Below are 26,136 nucleotides of genomic sequence, written 5' to 3'. Positions count from 1 at the left end.
GCGGCAGCGGTTGGCAAGTGGGAGTGGGCGTTTTCATCGGCAGCCTAAGGGTGGAAGCGTTGCCATTATAGGACGCGCGATGGCGCAAAAACAGGAGGCGGGCTAGTCGTCGCAGTCCTGCAATGCCGCCAGCGCGTTGCGCAGATGCTTTTCGACCATATTGCGGGAGATGCCCAAGCGTTCGGCGATCTCGGCATGGCTGAAGCCGTCGTATTTACGCATGACGAATACGCTGCGGCATTTCGGCGGCAGCCGCTCCACCGCGGAAACCAGCCGGCTCAGGCGCTCGCGGGCGACGTTGATCTGTTCCGGATCGGCCGCGCTATCGGCACCGGCGTCCTCCGCCGTAGCGTCTTCATAGTGGGCATAGTGTTCGCGCACTTGACGGCGGCGTTCGTAATCGGTTGCCAGATTGGCGGCGATGCGGTGCAACAAGGCCCGCGGATTTTCGGCCTGGCGCCACAAGTCGCCGGCCAGCATGCGCTGGTAGGTTTCCTGGACGATGTCGCCGGCCGTGTCTACGCAGCCGCAACGCCGGAACGTGACGCGGCGCAATTCGTCGTCGTAGGTTTTGATCAGATCGGAAATATTTAGAATGGTGCTCATGGTCCCGGCTAGGCGAAGCGATGGCCGGAGGCAACCAATACTCGTGCCAGGTTGCCGCCTGCTCCTATTGCAACAACGGCTTAGCGATAGTCCGGAAACATTTCGGCCGCTACGGCACGCAATAAATGGGCGATATGCCGCAGCGGGAGGATTTATTTAACATAGTTTAATAACGATTCGCGGCGGCGGCAGTAAACGGAGCGGACCCTGTCCGCACCTGCCGGCGCGGCCAAGGCGAGAATCCGTGCCGGCCGGCGACTCAGTGCTCGGCCGGGGCCGCCGGAGCGGGCTCCACCGCAGTCGCTTTGGCCGCGAGGGCGTTACGGTCCATATCCAACGTTATCGTGTTGTTTTGGTGCAAGACCAACGGCGCCAGCGCTCGCCATTGGGCGTCGTCCAGTTTGCGGAACGCGGCGAAAAATCCGATCTTGCGCGTGTCCGCGGCGGGTTCGATCGGCAGCGTTTTCTGTTCGCCGGGCTTGATCAGCAACTCCTGCTTGCGCAGCAAGTCGCCGCCTAGCGCAACCTGCTCCTTATCGAACAAGGTAAAGAAATCGGCGGCGGCGAAACCGCTCTGCTCGCGCAGTTCGTAAATCCGCAGCAATACCGGCGAGGCTTTGCCGGCCGCGTCCGGATTCAATTGTTTGCCGGCATTGATTTGCAAGGTCAACTGGGTCGGCGGGATCGGCGCCGGTGCTTCCGGCGTCTCGGCGCAGGACAGCAACATAACGCTGCATAAAATCGGTAGCAGTCTGGATAACGGCATGGCAATACCCTCTAATTAAAATCGTAATACCGCATTCTGCCATAGAGCGGACGCCTTGCGCGCAGCCGGCGGCAAACGCTCATTGCGAAACCGGCCGTTCCGCTTCCGGCCGGCCGGAAGCGGCTTGCAAACTATGCAAAAACTCGGTGGCCGGCAACGGCCGGCTGAACAAATAGCCTTGAAACAACGCGCAATGCTGTTGCTTCAAAAATTCCACTTGGCTCTGGTTTTCGACGCCTTCGGCGATGGTTTCCATACCCAAGCCGTCAGCCAAGGCCAGAATCGCCCGGACAATGGCTTCGCTGTTATCGTCGGTATCGAGCTGGCGGACGAAGGATTGGTCGATTTTCAATACGTCCAACGGTAACTGCTTCAGGTAGGACAAAGACGAAAAGCCGGTGCCGAAATCGTCCATCGACAGCGTCAAACCCAGGGCTTTTAACTGCAGCATCCGGGCGATACAGCTTTTGACGTCGCCGATCACGACCGACTCGGTCAACTCCAGTTCGAGCCAGTGCGGATCGACGCCGGTCGCGTGCAAGATCGCGGCCACCTTGTCCACCAGATCCGGCCGTTTGAAATCGATCGCGGATAAGTTGACCGAAATCCGTAACGGCGTAAAACCCTGCTCGTGGCAATATTTAGCCCACAGGCAGGCTTGTTCCAGCACCCAGTCGCTGATTTCGACGATCAATCCGGTCTGTTCCGCCAGCGGAATAAACTTGGCCGGCGACACCATGCCCAACTCGGCATGCTGCCAACGGATCAACGCTTCGGCGCCGACGATGCGGCCGCTCCAATCCACCTTGGGCTGGTAATAGACCAGCAATTCCTGCCGGGCCACCGCCTCGCGCAGTTCGTGTTCGAGTTTGATGTTTTCCAACGCCGCGGCATTCAATTCCGGCGAATAAAACCGAAACACGCCACGGCCCTCGCTCTTGGCGTGGTACATCGCCGCATCGGCATTTTTCAACAAGTCCTCGACATTGTCGGCATCGCCCGGAAACATGGCGATGCCGAGGCTGGTGCCGACCGTCACCGGCAACCCGGCCACGACCAGGGTGCGCTGTAGCGCTGCCAGAATTTTTTCGGCGATTGCTGTGGCGAATACGGCCGGATTGGCGTGCAGATGCAAGTCCGACAGCACGACGACAAACTCGTCGCCGCCCAGCCGGACCACCAAATCGGTTTTACGCACGCATTGCAGAAAAATCCGCGCCACCTGCGCCAACAGCTCGTCGCCGGCCGAATGGCCGAGCGAATCGTTGATATTCTTGAAACGGTCCAGGTCCAGAAAAAACACCGCAATCTGCGCACCGTCGCGGCTGGCTCGGGCCAGTTCCTGCTCCAGCCGGTCGTGCAGCACCAAGCGGTTGGGCAGGCCGGTCAACGGGTCGTAATGCGCCTGACGGTAGAGTTTTTCCTCCCAGGCCGCATTCGACAACGCTACGGCGATGCGGTCGGCAAAATTGGCCGCGGCTTGTTTCGCTTCGGCGGACAAGGTATTCGGCGCCCGGTAGCCCAGGCACAGCAGCGCCGCCAAGGCGCCGTTGATAGCCACCGGCAAGATCAGGTATTGCCAATTACCGTCGCTGTGCAAACGCTGTAGATAGGCCGACGCCGGCGGCCGGTTCGGTTCGGCGGTCAGCAGTTGGATGCCGGCCTCGAGCAATCCGCTAAAGTCATGGCGCTCCAGCAATAAAGGTTCGGCCAACAGCTCGCTAGCTTGCCCGGCGCGGCGAATCCGGATGTTGCCGACGGCCAATTGCACCGGGTCGACATCGGCGACCGAGATCAAATCGCAGCCGAGGATGCCGGGCAGCCGGCTCAGTGCGATTTCGACGATATCCTCGGCATTCAAGGCCGACAGAATGGTGCGGTCGATTTCGGCCATCGCCGCGAGCAGATCGAATTGGCCGCGCAGGCGTTGCGCCATGGTGTTGAACGAATCGGCCAGGGCTTCGAATTCGTCGCGGCTGTCGATATTGATCCGGGTCTCGAAATTGCCCGCGGCGATTTGCTGGGTGGCGGCTTTCAGGCTGGCCAGCGGGGTCAAGTACTTGGCGATCAAGCGCAGGCTCAAATAAATCACGGCCAGCAGCGCCAGCGCGATCACCGGCGGATAAATCGCGCTGAATTGGCGCATGCCGGCAAAAGCCACCGCGGCCGGCTGGCTTTGGACGATGACCAGATCGGAGCCGGCAAACAGATTGTTGATCGGCAATTTCCACGACGCCGTCAAATAGGTTTCGCCGCCGATTTGCCAATCGAATTGGCCGCCGTTCAATTGCGCCAGACTGTCTCTGGCGTCGGCCGGCAGCGCGTATTCGGCCTCGGAAGCGAACAACACCTGCCGGCTGGCGGCGTCCATGACCCACACCAGATTGTTCGGATCCAGGTTTTCCGCGTCCCACAGCTGTTCCGGCTTCAATTGCACCATCAGCGCCCCGGCTTCCGGCCGGTTTTCGACCAGATTGACGGCCATCCACAAGCCGGAGCCGCCGGCCCGATTCGCCGCCACCTTGATCAAGGTTTTGCCGGAGCCGACCGCCGCCATCTCCGACGCGGCCAGACCGGGCAGCTCGTCGTCCCCGAACAACGGCCGGACCCGGCCGTCCGGGCCGGCCAGCGCAGCGCCGGCAAATTGGCCCTGCAGCCATTGTTTACCTTCTTCGCCGATCACCGGGTTGCCGCGGCCGACGTCTGCTTGACCTAACCGTAACGCCGCCATGCGCAACGCGCTGTCGAGAAATATCAATCGCCCGACCAGGCCGTAAGCGTAGTCCTTGCAACTGCGCTGCAGGGCTTTGCCGGTCTGGCTATGCAACTGGCTTTCCACTTGGCGGTAGGAAAGCGCACCCGACAGCAGGATAGGCACCAGAGCCGCCAGTACGAACGACAGCAAAATCCGCCGCGCCACCTTGCTGTTGGATATCGGCAGCGTCCAGCTCATGGCCGTTAACTCAAAAATCCGCCGCCAAACCGACGAAGCTGCCGTCGCGGGCGACGATAATGTCGTCCAGACTGTCTTTCTGGCTGATTTGCTTTTTGGTCACGCCGTTTTTGCCCTTGCTGTACAGGTCGTAATTGGTATTGATCGGATTCAAGGCATGGTCTTTGCGGACATCGCCTTTCACGCCGGGGCCGCCGTTGATAATGTTCAGATAAACGTAGGCATTGCCCCACGGATCGAGACCGGCTCCGGGCAGCGCTGCGCCCAAATCGGCCAGCGCGTCGGGATAGCGGAATTCGCGGGTGTAGTAGCGTTCAATTTCGGTCTGGATCGCCATGATCTGGCTGATCGCCAGCGAATTTTTGGTGCGGTCGATGTAACCGTTATAGGCCGGAACCGCAATTGCCGCCAAGATGCCGACGATAGCCGTCGCCAGCAGCGCCTCGATAAATGTGAAACCGGATCGGTCGATTTTGTTGCTTAACATTGCTGGATAACCAATATTGTCGGATGCGTCGGTCAGGCACTATTGGCACGGCCGAAAACAGGCGCGAAATGGCGGGAGGTTACCTTAAAACCACCTGCCGCCAAATTGCCGGCGGCGAAAATCCAACGCCGATCGCGTAACGCGTTCGCGCCAAGCCGTCGCCAAATATAGCGGAATGTCGAGGGTTACGGTATCGGACCAAGAACTTAGGGTTGCTCCGCCGGCCGCCAGGCGAGACCATGCCGGCATCGGTGCCGGTTAGGGTTTCAGCGTCCATCGGTATGCCGCGTCGCCTGCTTGCAATGCCAGCGGCAGGCCCTGCAGCCAGTAGGGCTGTTGGTCCATGTAGAACTCGGACAGCGGATGGCCGGACTGGCCGCCGGGCATATGTAGGATGCCGTCCTGCCAATGTCCCGGCGAAACCACCAGCCGCTCGCTGGCGGCGAAATTGGCGCCGGCCACCCGCACGCAATAGCCGGTGCAGCCGGCCAGAGTCTGCTCCGGCACGTTCAAAAATGCCGCCAAAAACGGCATGGCTTTGCTGAACGGATGGGCGTAAGCCGCCTTGTTCTGCGAACCCCAGGTCAAATCGGCCAAGCGTTTACCGGGATTGCGCTGCAGCAGTTTAGCGGCGGCCTGTTCCAGTTGCGCGGCGACGAAGCCGTCCCAGCTGCGGTAGCGGCCGGCATCCGGCAACAGTGCCGGATCGGCGGCGTTCAGCAGGGCTTGCAGCGGCGTATCGGCATAATTCCAGGCGTAACTGAAATCCGGATCGGCTTGTTTGCAAGCCGCCAGGAACGGCGGAAATACCGCTTCTATCAGTTGTTTGCGAAATTCGACCAACAACGGCAGGCCCAGGCTATCGCTGTCGGCCCGGCCGTTCCAGGCCAGCAGATAATCCCGCATCGCCGCCGCATCCGCTTGCGCGGCCGGGTCGATAGCGCCGAGCGCGCGCAAGGCCAGTTGCCGGTAATAATCGAAAAACTCCGATTCGGTATCCAATTGCAGATTGAACAACGACCATTCGTCGTGCTGCGGGATTTGCCCGAGCTTTTGCGAAATCCGGAACGCCCGGTAACCGTTGGCGAATTGATGGCCGATCACGACCGGGTAATCGGCGCCGAAGCGGCGTTCGTTGGCCGAGGCCAGAAATCCCTGCTCCGGGTCGACGCTGCGCGGCATTCGTTCTGGCGGCAAATAGCCACTCCAGCCGGTTTTGCCGTCGGCCCAGGACTTGCTGACCGCGCCGTCGCCGCCGAACCGCAGCGGAATTTTGCCGGTCAGGGTCCAGGCGATATGGCCGCCGCTATCGGCGAACAAAATATTCAACTGCGGCCCGCCGGCACGGTTGGCGATTGCCAAGGCCTGCTCCAGGCTCTGACTTTGCTCCAATTCCAGCAATTCGGTATTGACCGCTGCCGTATCCAGCGCGGCCCAGCGAATCGCCACCGGCCGGCCCAGCAAAGGCTTGTCGGCGACCGGACCCCAGCGGCTTTCCCGGACGGTAAGCTCGCGTTCGCCGCCGCCCTTGATCCGAATCGTCTCCCGCCGCAGTTCGAAGTCCTGCCACTCGGCGCCGACCCGGTATTGCCCGGCATGGTCCGTATCGGTTTCGAGTTGGACCAAATCCAGAAAATCGCCGCCGACATTGGTCATGCCCCAGGCCAGATGCCGGTTGCTGCCGGCGATCAGAAACGGCGTACCCGGCAAATTGACGCCGACCGCCTCGACGCCGGGATAGGCCAGTTCGATCCGGTACCAGATGTTGGGTACGTTGATGCTCAGATGCATGTCGTTGGCCAGAATCGCCCGGCCGTCGGCGGTTTTACGGCCACTGACGGCCCAGGCGTTGGAACCGGCCAGCGACTCGCCGGCGCCGGCGTCGGCCAATTGCGGAACTGCGCTTCCGTTTTGAGCCAACAGCGTTTGCAAGGCCGCAGCCGGCAACGGCCGCGGCGGCCTCAATGACGCTGCGGTGTGCAACAGTTGGTCGGTATAACGGTCGGTATCCGGCGTAAAAAATGCAGCGACGTCGGCCGGCAGAGTTTGCTGCATCACGCTCAGCATTCGCTCGCTCTGTTCGGCACGGGCGGTCAGGGTTTCGAACATGCCGAACACCACCAGCAAACAATCCTCGGCTTGCCAGGGTTCCGGACTGTAACCGAGGGCGCCGAACTCGAACGGTAACGCCCTGGCTTGCAGCAGATAGCTGTTGACGCCGTCGGCATAGGCTTGCAAATAGTCGCGGTGCGCGGCCGGCAACGACGCAAACACGCGGCCGGCGCGGACGTTGAAGCCGTAAATCCGCGCCTGTTTGTCGCTGGCGAAGGCCTTGTCGCCGAAAATCTCGGCCAGGCGGCCGGCGTTCTTGCGCCGCATCAAATCCATTTGAAACAAACGGTCGCGGGCCGTAACGTAACCCAACACCCGAGCCGCGTCGCTGCGGCTGCCGGCGCGGATCGACGGAATGCCGTGGCTGTCGGTGGCGACCGTCGCCGGCGCCGCCAACTGCGGCAAGTTACGCTCGCCGTCCAGAGCCGGCAACGAGCTGCGCAGCCAGGCATAACCGAGGCCGGCGGCACCCAACAGCGACGCCGATCCGGCCAACGCCAGATAGCGGCGGAATCTCTTAGCTTTAGCCATGCCTATCCACCCAGTTCGAAAAATTGCGAAGGGTTTTACCCGAGATTCGGGCAAACGGCAACGGCCGGCGGGTGAGTTGCGGCTTGGCTACAACAAATCGATATGCTGCCGGATAAAATCCGACAGGCAGGCATAGCCGCCGCTGGGCTGAGGATTGCCCAGCAGCCATGCCAGAAAATGTCGGTAATCGCAGCCGGGGCGGCAGTCCGGCTGTTTTATCCAATGGCCGATGGCGTCGGCGAATTCCAGGTTTTTCAAGATGTCTTCCCAGCGTTCCGAACCGTTAAACAAGCGCAGTTCGACCGTCGCCGCCGGATTGCAATTCAATACCCGGTAGCGGTCGTATTCGCCGCTCAAGGCCTGTTTGATGCCGCCGGCTTCGCTTCGAGACCAATGGCCGAGCGGGCGTTGGCCGATGGCGGCCAGAAAATCGCGGTTGGTCGGCTGGTTGCAAAAATAAACCAGCTTGGCCAGTTCGGCGGCGCTGAAAAACGCCTTCGATAGATGGACGTGTATGCCGGTCTGGCCGGCACAGCAAAACCGGTGCGTTTGCCGGATCCGGTTCCAGGCCGGCAGCGCTTGCGCCCATGCCGTCCGGTGGTAGTTTAACGTCGCCGGGTGGCTGACCAATTCGAATCCGTAGCGGATGCTGCGGTCTTTCTTGGCGTAGCAATAAGGCAATATCTGCAAACAGGCGCCGGCTAGGGTGGGTAGGTCGCAACTGCGTTCTTCCAGATTCAGCTCCAATTCCAAACCCAGGAACAGCTTGGAGCCGGTGCCGAAAAATACCGGCTCCGGTTTGTAAGCGTAGGCTTGTATCGGCAAAGCCGCCTGCCGGCATGCGCTGCAACTGTTTTCGGCCTCCAGCTCCGTTAACAGCGTCCAGGCATTGCAGTCGACGCATAGCGAAAATGCATCCGAGCATGCGTCGCAAACCGTCAGCTCCGCCAGCATCAGCCGGTCCTCGTAGGCTAACAGTCGGCCGCAACGGCCGCATGCGCAGGTTAATGGCGGCAAGCCGCGGTTGGCGTTGCTGCGGCCGGATTCGGTATCGGCAGAATTCATATATGGGCGATCCGACAGTGAACCAAGCGTTTCGGACTAAGGTTGAAAGGTATTTGCTATTTCTTAAAATCTGTAAGATATTTCGACACGCCGGCAGCCTAAGCTCCGCCCGGCCGCCTACCTCCTAACCAGCTCAAACCGGGACCAGCCATGATTAAAAAACCGTTACGACGAGCCATCCTCGAATTTTGCAACCGTTATAGCACACCTATTTTGTTTGCCCGCCTGCAGGCAACGGCCGCCGGTCCGCGCCTGGTGTTCGGCATTGCCGGCGCCGATGCGGCGGCAAGCCTCCAGGCGTTAGCCGAGTTGGCGTTCGAGGATGCGTTCGCCGCTCTGGACGTCGTGGATGTGTCGTCCGCCGATGGCGTAGAGAACCTCGAGCACTTGTTCGGCCAGGGCGGCGAATGGCTGTTCGATCCGACCCTGGCGCTACGCCGGGCCGAAGCCGCGGCCGCGGCCGCGAACGCGCTGCGAGGGGAAGGCTGGACCGGCCGGATCGGTTTCGAGCCCAAACGGCGGATTTTCTATCTGGAGGATACGGCCGGCGGGGATTGGCTGAACCAGTTCCAGGTATTGCTGACCGAAGAAGCCGGCCGGCGCGGAGCGGAGTTCGTCCAGCCGCCGCAGGTATTGCCGGCCTTACCCGGCGCCGGTGCGCCGGCGGTTGTGGACCGCTTATCCTGCCGGCAAGAAGTGTCGGCACCGGCTGGCCGCTTTGCCGGCTTTCGCTTCCGCTTGAAACCGCTGATTGCCGCGATTCTGGGGCTGGGTTTTCTGAATATGGCGCAGCCGGCCGCGGCCGAACCGGCGGTTTCGGAGTTGAACGGCAAATTGGGCGCCAGCGGCGGCAGTTTCGACGGCAAAGGCAGCGGTATCGGTTTCGGCAGCGTTACCGCACCGCTAGGCCATTCCTTTGGCTTGCAGATCGATGCCGGCGCCGGCTCCATCGACAGCAACGCCTATTGGGGCACCGGCGCCCATTTGTTCTGGCGCGACCCCAGCGTGGGCTTGTTGGGCTTGACCTACAGCTACCACCGTTGGCACGACTTCGACTTCGGCTTTTTAAACCCTAGCAATATCCCGGTCGTGGCGGATGCGTTCATGCATCGGGCCGGCTTGGAAGGCGAGTGGTATTTGTCCCGCTTCACGTTGAGCGGGCGCGGCGGCTACCAGGACGGCACGCTTAACGGCGACGGCTACGGCCAACTCAAATTAAAGTATTACGCCACCGACGATTTGGCCGTGCAAGCCACGGCCGACCATTTCGGCGGGCAGAATCTGATCCGCGGCGGCGTCGAATACCGGCCGAATCTGGAAGTGCTGTCCGGCCTGTCTTTATTTGCCGAAGGCGGCTACGGCAGCCAGGACTACGCTATGGGCCAGGCCGGCATCCGTCTCTATTTCGGCAAGCCGACCACGCTGATCGGCCGCGACCGCCGCTCCGACCCCGATTCGCTAGTACCCGAAGAGACCAACGCCTTCGTCCAGCAAATCAAAAACATGCGCAGCAATCAGCGCTATGCGGTGTCGACCAGCCCAGTCGGCCCTAAATAATAATTAAACCGGTTGCGGCGCCGACGTGACTCGCCCGCGCGTGCTGTTGGTCAACGAAATGGGCGGCGGCGTCGAATATGCCGAACGCTTATGCCTGATTGCGCGCCGGTTGGCCGCTGCCGGATTCCATTGCCGGTTGGCGCTGCCGAGGCCGTTGGCGGCGTATTACCGGCAGTTCTTCCCGACTATAGCCTGGCCGCGGCTGAACAGCGTCGCCCCGTTCAGCGCCGAGCGGGCGGCGTCCTATACCGATTTGCTGGCCAGCGTCGGATTCGCCTCGCCGCTAGTTTTAACCCGGATGCTGAATGCAGCAGATATGCGCTTGGCCGCCTGCGCTCCGGACTTGGTCATTGCCGATTTCGCCCCGCTGGCGCAATTGGTGGCGCGCGGGCGTTTGCCGGTCGTGTGCTTGGGTAGCGGTTATACGATGCCGCCGCTCGCTTGCGCCGACTTGCCGCCGTTTCGAGACGATCTGGAACCCATGGTCGAAGCCACGGAATTATTGGCCGCGCTATCTGAGGCGCTGGTTGCGCGCGGCGCTAGCCGGCCGGGCTCCATTGCCGAGGCGTTTGCGGTCCGGGCCAACGTCGTCTATTGCCATCGAGAATTGGATATTTATGCCCAGTACCGGCTAAATAGCCTGGCCGGACCGTTGCCGGCCGGCCGGCCGGCGGCACTGCCCGCACAGCCGGCGATCTTTGGCCGACTGGCGCCGGACCATCCCGATTTGGACGGTATCCTGCATTCTTTGGTTAGCGCCGGTGTGCCATCCAGGATTCAGGTACCGAACGCACCGCCGGCCTTGGCGGCAACGCTGGCAGGAACGCCGGTCGAACTGAGCGTTGGCCGTTGCGATTTAATGCCGGAATTAAACCACTGCAGTCTGGTACTGCATGCCGGGGACATCGATATGGCGGATGCGGCGCTGGCAGCCGGTCGGCCGCAGCTATTGCTTCCGGTTTATGTCGAACAAGCCCTGGTCGCCGACCAACTGGCCGAGCTGGGCATCGCGGTTCGAATCGATAGACCGTGGGATGCTGCCGCTATCGTGCAAACGCTAGGCCGCGCCGCGGCCAATGCCACTTTGGCCGCCCTTGCCCAATCGTTGGCGTTGCGCTTGTCGCAACGCCACCTTAAGCCGGCGCTGGACTTGATCGTAGAAGAGGCCGTCGCCTCGGTGCGCCAGTCTGATTAAGTTAAGAAAATTGGTCGTTACGGCATACCCAAAGGGCACAAGTGAATTGCCGGGATCGAGGGCACAAGGATGTGTTGAAACTTTGCCATCCGTGGCTTCTGGGCCCCGGCAATCCGCTTGTGCCCTTTGGGTGTGCCGGGGCGACGCCAACTACTAACGCGAACATAGCCTAATTTAACGGCATTGGCCGCGGCACGGAGGTCCACCGGGTAACGTCGAGCCGCCGGATGCGGCACCGGGTCAACTGCAGCCCGGCTTGCCGGCTTTTACGTCGGCGACGCTGCATTGGCCGAAACCGACGACTTGCGCGTCCAGTAGCGCGGCTTTGACCGAGCGGCCCGCCGCCGGTTTATCGTCCGGGCCGCTGGCGGTCGGTTCTTGGGACGCTGCCGAACGGCTGGCCGCCGCCGCAGCGCTGGCGGCGGCCAGCGGAACCGCCGGCGCCGCCACGGTTTGGCCGAAGCCGACGCTGTTGCCGCTGACCTGAATGTTGCTGGCGCCGATCACCGCCGTGGCGGCGATGGTCACGTTCTGGCCGCCGATGCCGGCTTCGCCGGCATCGACCACGCCTTTCGGCGCCGCCAGCGTGACGTTACCGATCCGGTTGGCGTTAAAGCCGGATTGGGCGCGAATGCCGCTGCCGGACACCGTGGCCGGAAACACGACGACCAGATTGCCGTTGGCATCGCGGGTCACTTTCGGCGCCGGCGTGGCGATGGCGGCTTTGGCTCCGCGGCCGGCGTCGATATTGCCGGTGGAGGACCAGATCGCGATATCGCCGCCGTCCAGCGTAAACACCCGGGATTGATTGACCCGCACGTCGCCGTTGGCCAGTACGTTCACATGGCCTTCGCGCTGGGCGACGATACCCAACTCGTCTTCGGTTTTGTCCAGCCCCTGCAGCGAGGCCAGGCCGACGTTGAGCATGCCGCCGGGGGCCAACAGATCGATATCGCCGCCGTACAAGGTCTGAATCCGGCTGAAAAACAATTCGATGTCGCCGCCGGGACTGTCCGGAAACAGCCGGGCGATGGCAGCGTAGCCGCGCTGGTAAGCGGCGTCCCGCACCGCGCCGCCGCTTGTCGCCGCCGCTTGAGCCGACAGCCGGATTTCTTCGAACAAAATCCGCAAAGCCAGCGCCAGCCGGCCGCCGTTGCCGGTCTGCCGGTCCAATTCCGCCGCCAGATCATGGTAGCTGCCGCGCTCGACGTAATAGTGCAGAAAGTCGTTCAGCGGCGCCGGGTCGCTGCCCAGCCTGCTGCCGGCCAATACCACGATGCTGGCCCCGCTGGCGGGTAATGCCGGGTTGTAGCTGGGGCCGACCGTCGTGATGCCGAGCGAACTGCCCAAATCGACATCGCGGCCCACCCATACCTGCAAGTAACCGGGGCCGGCCAATTCCAGGCCGGCCGAAGCGCCTTCGACCCTGCCGAATACGGCGTCGCGTACGATCGGATAAACCAAGTCCCGGCCTACCAGCAGCCGGGTCTCGTCGTCCGCGTGTAGATTCTGCAGTTTCAGATTCAGATTGGCCAAATCCAGCCCGGCATAAAGCTCGCTGGCTTTTGCCGTAGCCAAGGTGGCATTGCCGAAACCGAGCAGGCTACCGGTCGCGGCGGCAATCAAGTTGCGGCTTTGGTCGAGCCAATGTACCGGCACGGCCGCGTGCACCAGTTGTTCCTGGCCGGATTTGACCGTGGTAAACAGGTACTGGGTGGCGGCACCGGCTGTGGTGGCCGGCTGCGCCGGCGACAGCAACTTCGCCGGATCGACGTCGAGCTGGTTGACCGTGGTGCCTCTAACCTCGCCGCCGGCCAGCGCGGCGGCTTCGCTGCCGATAGCCAGGTCGCCGTAAGCCAGCAAATTCAGGCTGGTGCCGGCGGCCGGAAACAAACTCATCGAATCGTTGATTTTCAGGTCGCCGCTGAGACTGCTGGCGCTGACATCTCCCGGATAAAGCGCCAACAGCGGCAGGTCGGAACTGGCCAAAAAGGTTTCGGCGCTGATTTTGCCGACGATTTTCGGGTCCTGCTTCAGTACCTTATATTCCTGGGCAATGGTTTTGGTATCGTTGTTCAGCACCAAATCGCCGGCCAGGGTTTGCAAGGCGATGCCGCTGCCGCTGCCGTAGCGGGTGAAATAGCTGCTGCCGTACAGGAAGCTTTTCTTCGGCAACGCCAGCGGATTCAAAACCGAACCGATTTCGATGCCGCTGCCGGCTTCGACCCGACCCCGGGCATCGCCCAATGCGATCGCCGGCCCGGACTTGAACTGGCTGCCGCCGCCGACCGCGCCGGCGGCGCGCAACGTAGCCGAACCCCGGTCGACGTAGAACACGCCGCCGGCAATATCGCCGCCGGCCACGACTGTCAGGTCGCCGCCGCCCAAAACCTGCCATTCGTTGTGGCTGGCGTCGCCAACCGGTTTGGCCGATGTCGGCAGCATCACCGACAGATCGCGGATATCGGCGCCGGCTTTGACGCTGACGTTGCCGCCGCCCAAGGCGCCGACGTTTTCCCGGAAGCCCAGTTTATTGTTGATGTTGTAGTTGTTGGTGTCTTTGCCCAACCCGTCGAACATGATGCCCCACGTTGTCGGCCGGTCCTGAGGGCCGATGCCGTCGTTGGGGTTCCAGTTGCCGGCGCGTTGCAGCCAATCGGACATGAACTGGTTGCTGGCGGCGCCGACCACGGTGCCGCCGGCGCTAAGGCCGATGTTGCCGCCGTCGAACGGGTATTCGACGAAAAAGCCGGCATTGATGGCCGCGGGGTTCAGGTTGCCCCAGCGGTTGTCGATGCTGGTGCGGCCGGCGGTATAAATCGTCGCAGACGAGTCGGCCAGCCGAATGTCGCCGGCCGCCGCGGCATTGATTGCGCCGGTGCCGGTGCGCACCGACGTGGCGCTGCCGATGGTCAGGTTGCCAGCCGCCGACGAAATTTGTACCGCCAACGGGTCGGCGGCGCTCAAGTCGGCGCCGGCCACCAGGTCGAAACTCCAGGACAGGCCGGTTTGCAGCACTTGCGTGCGCAAGCATTGGAAGCAGGAGCTTTGGCCGAGCAATGCCGCCAACTGCTTGTCGTCGTATAAGGCAAAGCCGTCGCTCAAGTTCTGGTTGATCGCCAGATTGCCGGCGCTGCGCAGGCTCAACACGCCGGGAGTTTGGCCGGCACCGTAACGCCAGTCGGCGCCATTTTTGGCGGCTAGATTGAAATCCCAACCGTTGTGGGCGACCAGCGTATCGCTGAGATTTTTCGGATTGCCGGCGATTTGCACGAATAAAGTGCGGTAGGTCGGCGACTGCGGATTGGCATCGTAGTAATAACTGTTATCCGCCAGACTGTAGCTAACGCTGCCGTCTTCGAACGCGGTCACCAGCATCGAGCCGGCATTGTTGAAGCTTTTGCCGATCGCGCCGGTTTTAGATACTTGCTGCAATGCGTTGATCAAGCCGGCGCTGTCCGGGAGTTGGGTGGACCAGATCGGCTTGCTGCCGCTGCCGACCTGGGTCCAGCTGGCCGACTTCAACGATTGGGCCAGGTCCAAGGTCAAATCGGTTTGGCTTTGTACGTCCAGGCCGGGCTGCAAGCTGAAGCCGCCCAGCCGCGCGTTCAGCGCCTGGTTGTTTCCGGCGGCGGCCATATAGGCCTCGGTCTGGTCGCGCCACTGCGCGATCGCGCTGTTGGACAGAACGGCATCGCGGTATTGGGCGGTGGCGGTGACCCGCTGCATAGCGGCTCCGGCAACCGTGCCGGGCGCAATCGCCACGGCGGCATCGTCGGCACCGGTGCGGGCGACCGTTAGGTCGACGCTGCCGCCTTTGCCGCCCGCACCGCCGGAGACGTCGATCTGCGCGCCGCCGGCGATGCTGGCGCCGTGGCGGCCGTCGCCGTCGGCATCCAGTGCAATTAACGCCAGCGAACCCCCGGTTTTGCCGGCAGCCGAAGAGACCGCCCGCAAGCGGGCGCCGGCGAGCACATGCAATTCGTCTCCGGCCGCTAATCGGATCGCGCCGGCTTGCGCTGCGCTGGCATCGAGGCTGCCGGCGACGTCCAGCCGGCCCCGGTCGACGCTGATCGCGATATTGCGCGCGGCCAGCGTATCGCCGGCGGCTATGCTCCAGTCGCCGCTGCGCAGGCGCAGGCCGATGTCGCCGTCGAAGCCACCGCCGGCCAAATAGGCATTGATTGCGGAGAAATCGGCTACCGAGACGGTTTTCGCATCCAGTGCGAAATTGCCGCCAACCGCGGTTTGGTAGCCGCGCCCGGACCAGGTGCCGTTCAACGTCAGCTTGCCGGCGGCGGCGGACAAAATCAGGCTGCCGCTGTCGCCGCCGAGCGGACTGCCGGAGACGTTCAATGCGGCCGTTTCCGCCAGGTTAAGGTTGCCGCCGGCCGAGTTCAGCGCAATGCCGCCGCCGCCGGTATAAATGTGGTTGCCGGCCAGATCGACGTCCCGGCCCGAGGTATCGATGCTGCCCGACACATTCAAGTCGGCGTCGGCGTTGAGTTTGACCACGCCGGCAGCCATCTCGATCCGGCCGGCGTGGGTTATCGAGCCGGCGTTGAGCGTCAGCCGGGCGCCCAAGGCGTCCTGTGTGTTCGCAGCGGCGCCGGCCAGCGTCGTCAGGCTGTGGCCGGCCAGATTCAAGGTGGTGTTGGCGCCGGCCCGAGCGGTCCAGACCGGGGCCGAGACCACCAGGTCGCTATGGGCGTCGATGGCCGCGGCCCCGCTGTCGACCAGCGCATCACGCGCGGTCAAGCGTACCGTGCCGAATCCGGACCAGGCGTAGTTGCCGCCGGCCAGCGTCAAGGTGTCGGCGCTCAACGCCAAATCGGCGCTGCCCGTGCCCAGTTCCGCACTGGCCGCGCCGGTGCCGTTCCCGAGCGTGATGCGCTTGGCGTCGATTGTGGCGATTTGCCCGGCTTGGCCGGCGTAACCGTTTATCGCCGCCGCGTTCAACGTCAAATCCTGTAACTGCAAGGCCAGCGTGCCGGCGATGTCGATTGCGCCGTAGCTGTTCAATACTAATTTGTCGGCATGCAACGCGTTCAATGCGGCCTCGGACAATTGCAAACCGCCGTTGCCGTTAGCCGCGCCCAGCGCGATGCGGCTGGAACTGAGCGCCAGTTCGCCGCGTTCCATCGCGATGCTGCCGGCGAAAAGGCTGTCCTTGCTGGCGTCCAGCAAAATGGAACCGGCGGCCGATAAGCTGGCGCCGGCCGCAATGTCCAGGGTTCCGGCCGAACCGGTCAACCCGTCGGCTGCGCGCAATACGCCGGCCTGGCCGGCGGCCGAGACCCGCAGCAAAGCGCCGTCGCTGCCGAAGTCGGCGTTGCGGACGTTGAAGCGGGCGTCGCTCCGGCTCAACTTGCCGCTGGCGGCGATGGCGGCCCCGGCCTCGACCCGGACCGTATCGCTGGCGGCCAGAATCACTTCCGGCGCATGCAACTCGACCCCGGCGGCGATGGCGACCTGGTCGGCCGTCACCGCCAATTCGGTGCCGGCGCCGTTGCGGCTGCGCCGGCCGCCGAGCAATAGGCTGTCGACGCCGAGCCGGTTCAGCTCGCCGGCCAGCAATTCGACGCCGGCGCCCGGCTGTGCGCTGCGTTGGTTGACGACAGTGAGCCGGTCGGCACCGATATCGAGCATGCCGCCCAGGCCGCCGGCCGCAGCGGTAGCGCTGATGTCGGCCGCCAGCAGCAGGCTGCGTTGCGCGGCCAGGCCGAGATTGCCGGCATCGCTGGGCAAGCCCGCGCCGCCGGCCGCGGCGAAGAAGCGGCTGGCAGTGGTTTCCTGGTATTCGGAACGGGTGCGGGCGATAGCGCCGGGTTCGACCGCGAAACCCGACCAGCGGCTGTCTGCAACATTGGTGCCGGCCAGATAACGGTAACCGGCGACGATACTGGCGCCGTCGCTGCGGACAGCGGTCGTGCCGGCCGCCATATCGGTGGTCCCGGCTTGCGGCGTGATCAAATAGGCGTTGTCCAGCAATGCGTAATGCGCCGGCAACAGTACGTAAGATCCGGCCGGTAGGCCGCTGTCGGCGCTCAGGTAAATGCTGTCGCCCGGCGTCAAGCCGGACGCGGCGAATTCCAGCGGATCGTAGGCGGCATACTCGAAACGGTAGGCCGGTACGATGGCGTAGGCGCCGTTGGTATCCAGTACGTCGCGGCTGCCGCCCGGACCGGCAATGAATTCGAATGCGCTCAGCTCGCCGCCGCCGTTCAGGTTGACCTTGGCGCCGGCCGCCAGATCGATGTCCGGCGCCGCCAGCGTAATGGTTTTTTGCGGAGTGCCGTTTTGAATGTTGCGGTAATTGCCCAACGGATAGGTCCAATCCAGGCCGCCTTGGCTGCGGCCGAACGGAATCGCGATGCCGTCGTCGTCGCTGACCGAGGTCACGCTGCCGGCGGCCAGGGTCAGGCTTTTGCCGGCTTGCAAATCGATGCTGCCGAAGGGCGCCAGCAATACGCCGCGGCTGGTGATATGCGGCGCGCTCAAGGCCAGTGCGCCGGCCGCGGAATAGGGCGTGGCCCAAGCGCCGCCAGCGGGCAGAATGTCCAGCGTGCCGTCCGGGTTCAAGTCGGCGTCGATGGCGATGCGGTAACGGCTGAACGTGGTCGGATAAACCTGGCAGGCGGCCAGCGTCAGATTGCCGGCGACCTCCAAACTGCCCGCCAAATCGGCTTCGCCGTTCGGCCTGACGCCGCTTAGCCGCAGTCCGCCGGCGCTGCTGAAGCGGATTTGGCCGAAGCCGTCGATCTGGCTGGAACCCTGCAACTCGATCAGATTGGCGGCGACGCTGAAATCGGCTGCGGCCGATGCGCCGGCCAGTTTGCCGTGGGCGGCGCGGTTCAGGCTCGAACCCAGGCGGAAGGTATTGGCGGACAGCGCCACCTTGCCGTTGCCGCTAATCAGCGGCGCGTCCAGGATCAGGCTGTGCGCCAGCGCCAATTCGACATTGCCGTCGAAACGGATCGCACCGGCTTCCGGCACTAGCGGCGTATCGGCGTATTGGTCGGGTTCGATCACGGCTGCGGTCAGCGCCAACGCATCGAAGCCGCCGGCGGCGATTTGCGCGGCGGACAGGTAAGCCTGGCCGTTCAGGCTCTGGTCGATACCGCCGGCGGCCAAGCTGCCGGCGTCGGGCAAAGCGGGCAGCACGGCGCCGATATGGATGACCCGGTCGCCGGTGGTAAAGACGGTGTCCTCCGGTTCGGCGCGGCGCTGGGCGTCCAGCGTCACACTCAAACGGCCTCCGGCCGGGCGCGTGGTTCCGGTAGCGGCCTGGCCTTGGCCGGCCGCGGCCCGTAGTTGCCCTTGCAGAATCATGCCTTCGGCGGCGGTGAGGTTGATGTTGCCGCCGGCCGATCCGATAGTCGGCCTGGCTTTGCCGGCGGCGTTGACGATATCGATTTGAGCTTGGCTGCCGGAAACGTCGATCCGGCTGCCGGCCGCCGTGAGCAGATAACCGCGATCGGCAGTCAGGCTGACCGTGCCGCCGGCCAGCACCTGGCCCAACTTCAGGCCCAGGCTGTTGGCGGTCAGTACCAAGGTGCCGCCGGCGTCGAGTAACGCCGTGTTGCCCAAGCTAATCGCCTGGTCGGGGTTGTAAACGGCTTTAATCGCGCTGGGTGGGGCGGTCAAGGCCAGCGCAATTTTGCCGGCCGGGGCGCGAATCGTGCCGTCGACGCGGATATCGGTGTCCGAGGTCAGGCCGACTTCGGCGCCGGCATCGGCGGCGATAACGGCCCCGGCAGCGATAGAGAGTATGCGGTCGGCGTCGTAGCCGCCGTGAATCGACGGGTTGTGCAGCAAATTCAGGCTCAGATCGACGGCGGAACGCTGGTCGTCCGGCAATACGGCCAAATGCACCAGTTGGCTTAAATCGCTGCCGCTCGCGGCATGAATCGCCGCGGCATTCAGTTGCCAGTTGCGCTGTTGCAGCCGGATGCTACTGTCGGCGGCCAACGCCAGATTACCGGCGTTGGCCGTCAACCGGTAACTGCGGAAACCGCCGGCCGCCAGCAGGGCGGAGTCCAGGTACAGCGTGTTGGCGTCGGAGCCGGCCGCGCTGCCGATTTGCAGGGCATTGGCGGTAATGCGCAAACTGCCGCCCTGTTCCAGGCCGTAGGCCGACAGCGCCGCCGCTATCACCACCCGGCTGGGTTCGATGCCGGCACCGGCCAATTCGATGTTGCCGCCGGTTCCGGCCCGGATCTTGTTTTTCGCGGTCAGGGCCGCGCCGCCGTTGGCGGATAAGCGGCTACCGGCATCGATCAGCAAATCGCCCTGGGCGTGCAAGGCGATGTTGCCGCCGTTAAGCGTCAACGCCTGCAAGGTTTGCAGGTTGCGGCTGTCGAGGGCGTCGTTGATCCAGCTACCGCTGGCGTCGATGCCGGCCGTCGCCGCCAAATGGATTTGCCCGCTCAGGTTTCGGGTCGGGTCCTGGCCGACGACGGTTTTCAACCCGACATCGCCCGCCGGCGCCAACAGCCGGCCTTGCCATTCGATTTCGCCGGCTTGCAGCTTCAGGCTGCCGGCCGGTGCCAGCACCAGCGACGTAGTTTGCGGCACGCTCAATTTGCCGCCGCTGTTGATGCCGATCCGGTTGATGCCGCGGCTGAACAGGGCATTGCTCAAGGAGATCGGCACGGCGGCCGACAAATCCGCTCCGGTGCCGGGGCCGAACACGATATCTTGCTGGCGCTGTTTGGACCAAACGGTGTCGATGGTCAACGCCCCGCCCAGCGCCCAGCTATCGGCGCTGCGTTGGTGCAGGCTGTTCACTGTCGCCGCATTCAGATTGCCGGCTAGGGCCAGTTCGCGGGCCTTGATGTTCAAACTGCCGGCGTCGCCGCCTTGGTAATAGTCGGCTTCGTAATGGCTGGCGGTCAGGATTTTTTGATAAGTCAGATTCGGGTCGGCGGCGGCAATGTCGACGATCCGGCTGCCCGACACCAATTTGGTCGTGGTGACGTGACCGCCCAAATAGTGCAGCGAACCGCCGGACAGGTCGATATCGGCGCCCTGCTCGACGTTGGCTTGGCCTTCGGAACTCAAATTGACGCTGCCGGCGTCGATGTTGCGTTCCTCGACGCTGTGCCGCACTTTGCTCAGCGCGCCGGAAATATCGGCTAGCGGCGTGCCGCTGCGCACGTCCACGAACACGGTTTTGCCGTGCAGAATTCCGGTCTTCTGTAACGGCGCATCGCGCAATTCGTCGTTGCGCAATTCGACGCCGACCGCATTGTCGGACATCGCCATTTGCACGTTCTTGACGCCGGATACGTCGATTTTGCTGCCTTGCTCCAGCACGATAGTGCTGGCGTTTTCCGGCGACGTCAGGCTCAGCGGTTTGGCCGGCGCCTCGCTGGCGGTCAGGTTGACGTTGCCGCCGTGGGCAACGACGGCCGCACCGGCCTTGACCCGGATCTGGCCGGCTGCGATATCTATCCGCGATTTCGGTTGGCTTTGGCCGGCCACCGCCGTTCCGGCGCTGGCGTCCAACGCCACTTCGGTCAAGCTGCCGTCGCTCAAGGTCACGCTGGCCAACGTGCCGAGGCCGTCGTCGCCGGCGCTGGCGCGGGTGGTGGTGGCCGGTTTCAGCACATAGCGGTTGCCGTCGGCTTCCAGCCGGGCGCCCTCTCTGGCCAGCAAGCGCACGCTGCCGTTCAACGCCACCGAGGTGCTGGCCGAGACGATGCCTTGTTGCGCCACGGCGAAACCCATCATCGTGGTGTTGCCGCGCTCGGTCAGAATTTTGCCGACGTTCTTGACGTCGCCGCCGGTCTGTACTTCCACCAGCAGGCCGCGCAGATTGTCGTCGTCGCTTTCCTGCAAATACACCTTGTCGGTCGCGGCAGCCAATATGACTTGGCCGTCCGGCGCGGCGATAGTGCCGCGGTTTTCCACGTCCGGCGCCGCCATCACCACTCTGCCGCCGGCCGCCGCCGCGACCTTGGCGCCGGCTTCCACCAGGATACGGATTTTTTCGCGTTTGCCGTTGCCCAGCTCGCGGTAAATGCTGCCGTCGGCCGTCAGCGCCGCGACCGGATCGGCATTGCCGGCACCGGGCGCGGCATTGGCGTCGACGACTTTACTGATGCCCTTCTCGAACACCTGGTCGCTGATTTTCAGCGTCGTCGCCACCAGCGTGTTGGCGTTGACCGCAGCCTCTTTGCCGAAGATAAAGCCGTTGGCATTGACCAGGTAAACCTGGCCGTTGGCGCTGAGGTTGCCGTAAATCTTGCTGGCGTCGAGTTGGTGGATGTTATTCAGCGCAATCGAGGTCGCGCCGGGCTGGACGAATTGCACGCTGTGGCCGGCGGCAATATCGAAACTGTGCCAATCCAGGACGGCTTTGTCGGTGGTCTGGTTGACGGTCAGCTTCAGGCCGTCGGCGCTGTAATCGGCCGTGGCCTGGCCGACGTTGATGCCGGGATGCAATTCCGGATGGGTCAGGCCGGCATTCAGCGGCTGCGGCAGGTTGGCGTCGGCCCGGATTTCGCCGGCGCCGGACAGCGCCAACACGCCGCCGGCCAAAATGCGGCCGATGCTGGCACGCAGCGATGTTTCGTTGACGGGTATCGGCGCGCGTAACGGTTTCATCTCAATCACCTGAATTGCGGTCGGGTTGTTTGTATATTTGCTTGTTTATATCGAAACTGCAACCCGGAATTGGGCTTGCCCCGATTGTAACGCCGCAAAAACTGCCAAATACCCGACTTTAGTTCAATATAAGTCGCCAAGTGCCGTATGTTTTGTATGATTGTTTCCTGGAAACAATCAATTAATTTGCAAAGTCGAATTTGACCTAGTTCACGAAATTCGCTTACGTTATGCCCATCGGAGAATAACGGCAGCGCGCCATCCGATCAAAACGGCTGATGGCCAATCCGTTACCTGGATCTACCGGATTGGCGATGCGGCTTACGGCAATGAACGGGACTGCGGTCCCTTAAGGAATGGATGAGGTGAATTTATGAAACTGATACAGCAACGAGGCTATCACTGGCTGGCGGCAATCTGTCTGGTAGCGGGCGCCGGCACTGCGCACGCGGCAATCAATAACGGTGCGCCGTTAATTCAGGCGTCGGGTACCGGATCGAGCGGCGAGTTATATCTGAACGTTTGGGATGCGCTGGCGACAACGTCCTATAGCATCGACCTGGGTACGACGGTGGACGATTTTCTAGCCGGCAAACAACTGTCGCGGACTTGGAGTCTGGACCAGAAATTTGCGGATTGGGCCAGCTCGACCAGCGATCCGTTGACCTTCAACGTTGCCGGTAATAGTTCCTATCTGGGTACTGGCAACGCGAACTATGGCGTCGTGTTGAGTCGGCGCGAGGGCGCATCCGCTCCGGGAGGCATCGCAATGACAACGTTGGCAACCTGGACGACCAAAGTCCGGGACAGAGCCAATGCTCTGAACATCGCCCAAGTCGCGCAAAATCCGGGCGCAACGGCCGCCGATTTCGAGGCCGACCTGAGCGAAGTGACGACCAGCACCTTCCCAACTTCTTATTTCAACAAGGCTTGGGGTACCACGATGAGTATTCCAGGGTGGATCGGCAGTGCCGTGGTCAGAAACGGCGAAACGCCGGACCAGAATCTGGATTTGTTCTTCGTCCATTCCCCCGGCGGCACGGTTTTGGGCAGTACTCAGGCCGCGTTCGACAAGCTGGACGGTTTTCTGAGTCTGGACGTCGCCAACGCCAAACTGGTATGGACTTCCAACGTGGCTCCGGTGCCGGTGCCCGGCGCCGCCTGGCTATTCCTGAGCGGCATCTTGGCCGCGCTACGCCTGCAACGCCGCACCGTGGCCGCTTAATTCAATTCGTTTTCTGGAGCAAAACATGTTTACCACCTTATCCCGCAACCTGATCGCCCTGGGATTGGCGCTGGCGGCGACCGGTAGCGCCTGGGCCTTGACCCCGGCCGACGGCGCCCCGCAATTGAGCCTGTACATTCCCGGCTCGCAATCCAACGATCCGGCCTTCGGCTTCATGATCAACAATACCACCCCGGCCAACGCACTGTGCCTGAACGATCCGAATCCGACCGGTACCGGCACCACCACCCACGTGTATTTCCATACCAAAGGTGCCAACAGCGCAGCGACCAACGACGAGTACTCGGCGATTTACTGTTACACCGATAGCACCAAAATTCCCGGACTGACCGGCGGCGTGGCGCCCAACAATAAAACCCGGCTGTGGATCTCGCGCCGGCGCTTGGGGGCGTCGTTCGTCGGTCTGGACGCGGCGGCCAACGGCACCAAGCTGACTTACTTGAAAGACCCGACCACGGCAGTGTGTACCGCGTTTAACGGTTCTTACTCCTCGGGCGGGGCGAGTTACCAATGGAACTATTCCTGCACTACCGCGACCTCCGGCATCTCGGCGACGGCCGCGACTTCGGACGTGACGCCGGACGCGTTCCGCGGCGTCGATAACGTGACGCCGGGTAAAACCGATATCGACGCATCGACGCTGGACAATCGCTTTGCGCTGGGCGGCCATATCATCGGTACGCCGGTGACGTTGAAGCTGCGCAACGCCCTGCAATATGCGCAAGTCCAAAACGGAACCTTGCCGGCCAGTTGTACGGTGGGCAATGAAACCCCGGCCTGCGTACCCAGCCTGTCCAAGGAAATTCTGGTCAGTATTTTTAGCGGCCAACTTTACGATTGGAGTACGTTGAAAGTTAAAGCCGCCGGTGCCGAAAAAACGCTGCCGGAAGTGGTTGCCGACGGCGTTACGGCTGGTGTGGCCGGACTGAGCAATCCATTGGATACCGCAGTGCATGTCTGTCGCCGGGAAAACGGCGCCGGCCAACAAGTGGCCCTGTTGTCCAACATATTGAAAAGCCCATGCCTGGGCGACTCGTCGCCGAAACTGGCCGAGCCGGGCGGGTTTGCCGACATTCAGTATGCGACCAGCCTGGGCGCGGTGGATCGGTGCTTGGGCGATTACAACAACGGCACTAACGGCTGGTTCGGCACCAGCAATCCGGCGCCGTTCCCGAATCCGCCGGCCACCGGCGTTCCCCACGGCAACCAATGGGCGATCGGCATCCAGACCACGGAGCGTAACGCCAGCAATAGCGCCAGCTACCGCTTCATCAAAATCGACGGCGCCCTGCCCACCGGCGAACAGGTATTCCTGGGCCATTACCCGCTGGTCGGCGAGTATGCGCTGTCTTGGAAAAACAACGTCACCGCCAACCAGGATGCCGCTTTGAACGCATTGGCGATATACAGCGGCCTGCCCAGCACGATTGCGGCACGCAACTCCGATCTGAGCAACCACAGTTGGGGCCAGGCGGGTTACATCGCCTTGAGCGCAAACGGCCATATGCCGCCGGCGACCTGGGATCCGGCCAATCCGGTCACGCCTTACACCCGCGCGCTTAACGGCACTCCCGATGCCTGCGCGATACCGGTGGTCAATCCGGACTTCGGCAGCGTCGAACTGCGCTAAGCCAGGTCCGCGCCGATGGGAATGTTCACGCCATCCGATGGGGTAGGCGTGGGCCGCACAGGGACGTGCAACCTTTGGCAAGCTCGAATCGAAATCTCCAATTTCTACCGCTGAGTTACAGGGTGTCGGTGGCGGTGCCCGAGCTATCGAGAATATCCAGATAGCGTTAACAAACAAACAACTCAAGTTGATGCCATAGGACTTGGCAGGCTTGAGCGGCACAAGGATGTGCCTCCTTCCCGCCGATGGGCAAGGTTCTTCCGGACAGCCATCGGCGCTTCTTGAATCGCATCCGAGGCGCAATTACATGTTCGATCTAAAAACACTTACCCGGCCGGCCGCTCTGTTCGGCTTGTTCATGGCATTGGCTGTCGCCAATCCGGCATTCGCGGCGGCGACTTCCAGCCAATTCAGCTTCGGCGGCTATCTGAACGCCGGCAGCCCGGCCAGCGTCGATCTGGCTGCGTTGCAAGCCTATGCCGCCGCCAATCCGACCGCGGTAAAAACGGTAGCGACGACCTCCGGCATTTACGAAGGCGTGTCGTTGAGCGCCTTTTTGGGCAGCTATCTGAAAACCGATCCCAGCGTGCCGAAAAACGACATACTGCGCGGTTACGCGGTCGCCACCGGCAGCGACGGTTATAAGGCCGTGTTTTCGTTGGCCGAAATGGACAAGAGTTTCGGCAACCACAACGACATCATCGCCTACAAACTGAACGGCGCCGACCTGACCGGTAGCGGCTTTGCCCGTATCGTCGCGCCCGACGACGTCAAAGCCGGCCGCTGGGTATCCAACCTGTCCAGTCTTTACGTCGGCCACATCCCCTATACGCCCGGCGCCGGCGGGGTCTCCAACCAGTTCAGCATCGACGGCGCGGTGACGAATTCGATCAGTTACGACGTTACCAGTCTGGCCGCGGCCTTGCCGGCGCAAACCGTCACGGTGGCGACGCCGCCTTTGACCGGTTCCTCATTCACCGGCGTCTCGCTGTGGGACTTATTGAATCTGTCCGGCATCCTCACCGACGCCAGCGTGAAAAACGACATCCTCGGCAAATTCGTCGTCGCTACCGGTTCCGACGGCTATCAGGCCATCTTTTCGTTGGGCGAATTGCATCCGAGTTTCGGCAATATTCCGGTGTTGGTGGCGTATGCCAATGGCGTCGGCGCCGGGTTGGGCAGTAAAGGCTTTGCCGAATTGGTGGTCCCCGGCGACGTTGCCAAGGGTGGCCGCTACGTCTCCAATCTGACCGGCCTGACCGTGGTCAGCGTCGCCGCCGTGCCGTTGCCGGCCAGCGCGCTGCTGATGATGAGCGGTTTGCTCGGCTGCGCCTGGCATGCGCGCCGGCCCAAACCGTTGGCAGCCTGACCGGGGCC

General features: G+C 62.7%; 12 protein-coding genes. 5 read left to right on the top strand and 7 right to left on the bottom strand.

Going from position 1 to position 26,136, the window contains the following annotated elements; genetic code table 11:
* Positions 1–102: 102 nt before the first annotated feature.
* From MKFW12EY_RS21200 to MKFW12EY_RS21175, 6 genes are all read right to left on the bottom strand, one after another.
* On the bottom strand, positions 103–606 hold the full coding sequence (locus MKFW12EY_RS21200; protein ID WP_054763370.1) for an RNA polymerase sigma factor: 504 nt from the start codon (positions 604–606) through the stop codon (positions 103–105).
* Positions 607–865: 259 nt separating this feature from the next.
* The gene (tssJ, locus tag MKFW12EY_RS21195; protein ID WP_054763412.1) at positions 866–1,372 is read right to left on the bottom strand and encodes a type VI secretion system lipoprotein TssJ; all 507 of its coding nucleotides are present in this window, start codon (positions 1,370–1,372) and stop codon (positions 866–868) included.
* Between the two features lie 79 nt (positions 1,373–1,451).
* Positions 1,452–4,325, bottom strand: coding sequence for an EAL domain-containing protein (locus MKFW12EY_RS21190; RefSeq protein WP_221053723.1), 2,874 nt, complete (start codon positions 4,323–4,325; stop codon positions 1,452–1,454).
* 10 nt (positions 4,326–4,335) lie between these two features.
* Entirely contained in the window at positions 4,336–4,812 is a 477-nt protein-coding gene (locus MKFW12EY_RS21185; protein WP_054763410.1) for a type IV pilin protein, read from the bottom strand.
* A 258-nt stretch (positions 4,813–5,070) separates the two neighbouring features.
* On the bottom strand, positions 5,071–7,455 hold the full coding sequence (locus tag MKFW12EY_RS21180; RefSeq protein ID WP_221053722.1) for a penicillin acylase family protein: 2,385 nt from the start codon (positions 7,453–7,455) through the stop codon (positions 5,071–5,073).
* An 87-nt stretch (positions 7,456–7,542) separates the two neighbouring features.
* Positions 7,543–8,520, bottom strand: coding sequence for a hypothetical protein (locus tag MKFW12EY_RS21175; RefSeq protein WP_054763409.1), 978 nt, complete (start codon positions 8,518–8,520; stop codon positions 7,543–7,545).
* A gap of 150 nt (positions 8,521–8,670) precedes the next feature.
* Between MKFW12EY_RS21175 and MKFW12EY_RS21170 the strand changes: the two genes are divergently transcribed.
* Both MKFW12EY_RS21170 and MKFW12EY_RS21165 read left to right on the top strand, forming a co-directional pair.
* Positions 8,671–10,077: a hypothetical protein gene (locus tag MKFW12EY_RS21170; protein ID WP_221053721.1), complete on the top strand. Its 1,407-nt coding sequence runs from the start codon at positions 8,671–8,673 to the stop codon at positions 10,075–10,077.
* 25 nt (positions 10,078–10,102) lie between these two features.
* Positions 10,103–11,272 (top strand): glycosyltransferase family protein, encoded by a 1,170-nt coding sequence (locus tag MKFW12EY_RS21165; protein ID WP_221053720.1) that lies wholly within the window; start codon positions 10,103–10,105, stop codon positions 11,270–11,272.
* Between the two features lie 240 nt (positions 11,273–11,512).
* On the opposite strand, the gene MKFW12EY_RS21160 is transcribed toward MKFW12EY_RS21165, so the two are convergent.
* Positions 11,513–21,883: a filamentous haemagglutinin family protein gene (locus MKFW12EY_RS21160; protein WP_221053719.1), complete on the bottom strand. Its 10,371-nt coding sequence runs from the start codon at positions 21,881–21,883 to the stop codon at positions 11,513–11,515.
* Positions 21,884–22,256: 373 nt separating this feature from the next.
* On the opposite strand from MKFW12EY_RS21160, the gene MKFW12EY_RS21155 reads away from it, so the two are divergent.
* The 3 genes from MKFW12EY_RS21155 to MKFW12EY_RS21145 all read left to right on the top strand — a co-directional run bounded on the left by MKFW12EY_RS21155 (position 22,257) and on the right by MKFW12EY_RS21145 (position 26,128).
* The gene (locus tag MKFW12EY_RS21155) at positions 22,257–23,108 is read left to right on the top strand and encodes a hypothetical protein (protein ID WP_054763442.1); all 852 of its coding nucleotides are present in this window, start codon (positions 22,257–22,259) and stop codon (positions 23,106–23,108) included.
* 25 nt (positions 23,109–23,133) lie between these two features.
* On the top strand, positions 23,134–24,759 hold the full coding sequence (locus MKFW12EY_RS21150; RefSeq protein WP_221053718.1) for a hypothetical protein: 1,626 nt from the start codon (positions 23,134–23,136) through the stop codon (positions 24,757–24,759).
* 307 nt (positions 24,760–25,066) lie between these two features.
* Positions 25,067–26,128, top strand: a complete 1,062-nt coding sequence (locus MKFW12EY_RS21145; RefSeq protein WP_221053717.1) for a molybdopterin-binding protein — start codon at positions 25,067–25,069, stop codon at positions 26,126–26,128.
* Positions 26,129–26,136 lie beyond the last annotated feature (8 nt).

It is taken from the genome of Methylomonas koyamae (assembly GCF_019669905.1).
GTDB lineage: Bacteria > Pseudomonadota > Gammaproteobacteria > Methylococcales > Methylomonadaceae > Methylomonas > Methylomonas koyamae.
Note: the sequence above shows the minus strand (reverse complement) of the source record. Positions and strands in the feature narration are given on the sequence as shown.

Bases quoted from the DNA above. Each gene is read 5' to 3' on its own strand.
- MKFW12EY_RS21200 (WP_054763370.1), bottom strand. From the start codon at position 606: ATGAGCACCATTCTAAATATTTCCGATCTGATCAAAACCTACGACGAC.
- tssJ (WP_054763412.1), bottom strand. From the start codon at position 1,372: ATGCCGTTATCCAGACTGCTACCGATTTTATGCAGCGTTATGTTGCTG.
- MKFW12EY_RS21190 (WP_221053723.1), bottom strand. From the start codon at position 4,325: ATGAGCTGGACGCTGCCGATATCCAACAGCAAGGTGGCGCGGCGGATT.
- MKFW12EY_RS21185 (WP_054763410.1), bottom strand. From the start codon at position 4,812: ATGTTAAGCAACAAAATCGACCGATCCGGTTTCACATTTATCGAGGCG.
- MKFW12EY_RS21180 (WP_221053722.1), bottom strand. From the start codon at position 7,455: ATGGCTAAAGCTAAGAGATTCCGCCGCTATCTGGCGTTGGCCGGATCG.
- MKFW12EY_RS21175 (WP_054763409.1), bottom strand. From the start codon at position 8,520: ATGAATTCTGCCGATACCGAATCCGGCCGCAGCAACGCCAACCGCGGC.
- MKFW12EY_RS21170 (WP_221053721.1), top strand. From the start codon at position 8,671: ATGATTAAAAAACCGTTACGACGAGCCATCCTCGAATTTTGCAACCGT.
- MKFW12EY_RS21160 (WP_221053719.1), bottom strand. From the start codon at position 21,883: ATGAAACCGTTACGCGCGCCGATACCCGTCAACGAAACATCGCTGCGT.
- MKFW12EY_RS21155 (WP_054763442.1), top strand. From the start codon at position 22,257: ATGAAACTGATACAGCAACGAGGCTATCACTGGCTGGCGGCAATCTGT.
- MKFW12EY_RS21150 (WP_221053718.1), top strand. From the start codon at position 23,134: ATGTTTACCACCTTATCCCGCAACCTGATCGCCCTGGGATTGGCGCTG.
- MKFW12EY_RS21145 (WP_221053717.1), top strand. From the start codon at position 25,067: ATGTTCGATCTAAAAACACTTACCCGGCCGGCCGCTCTGTTCGGCTTG.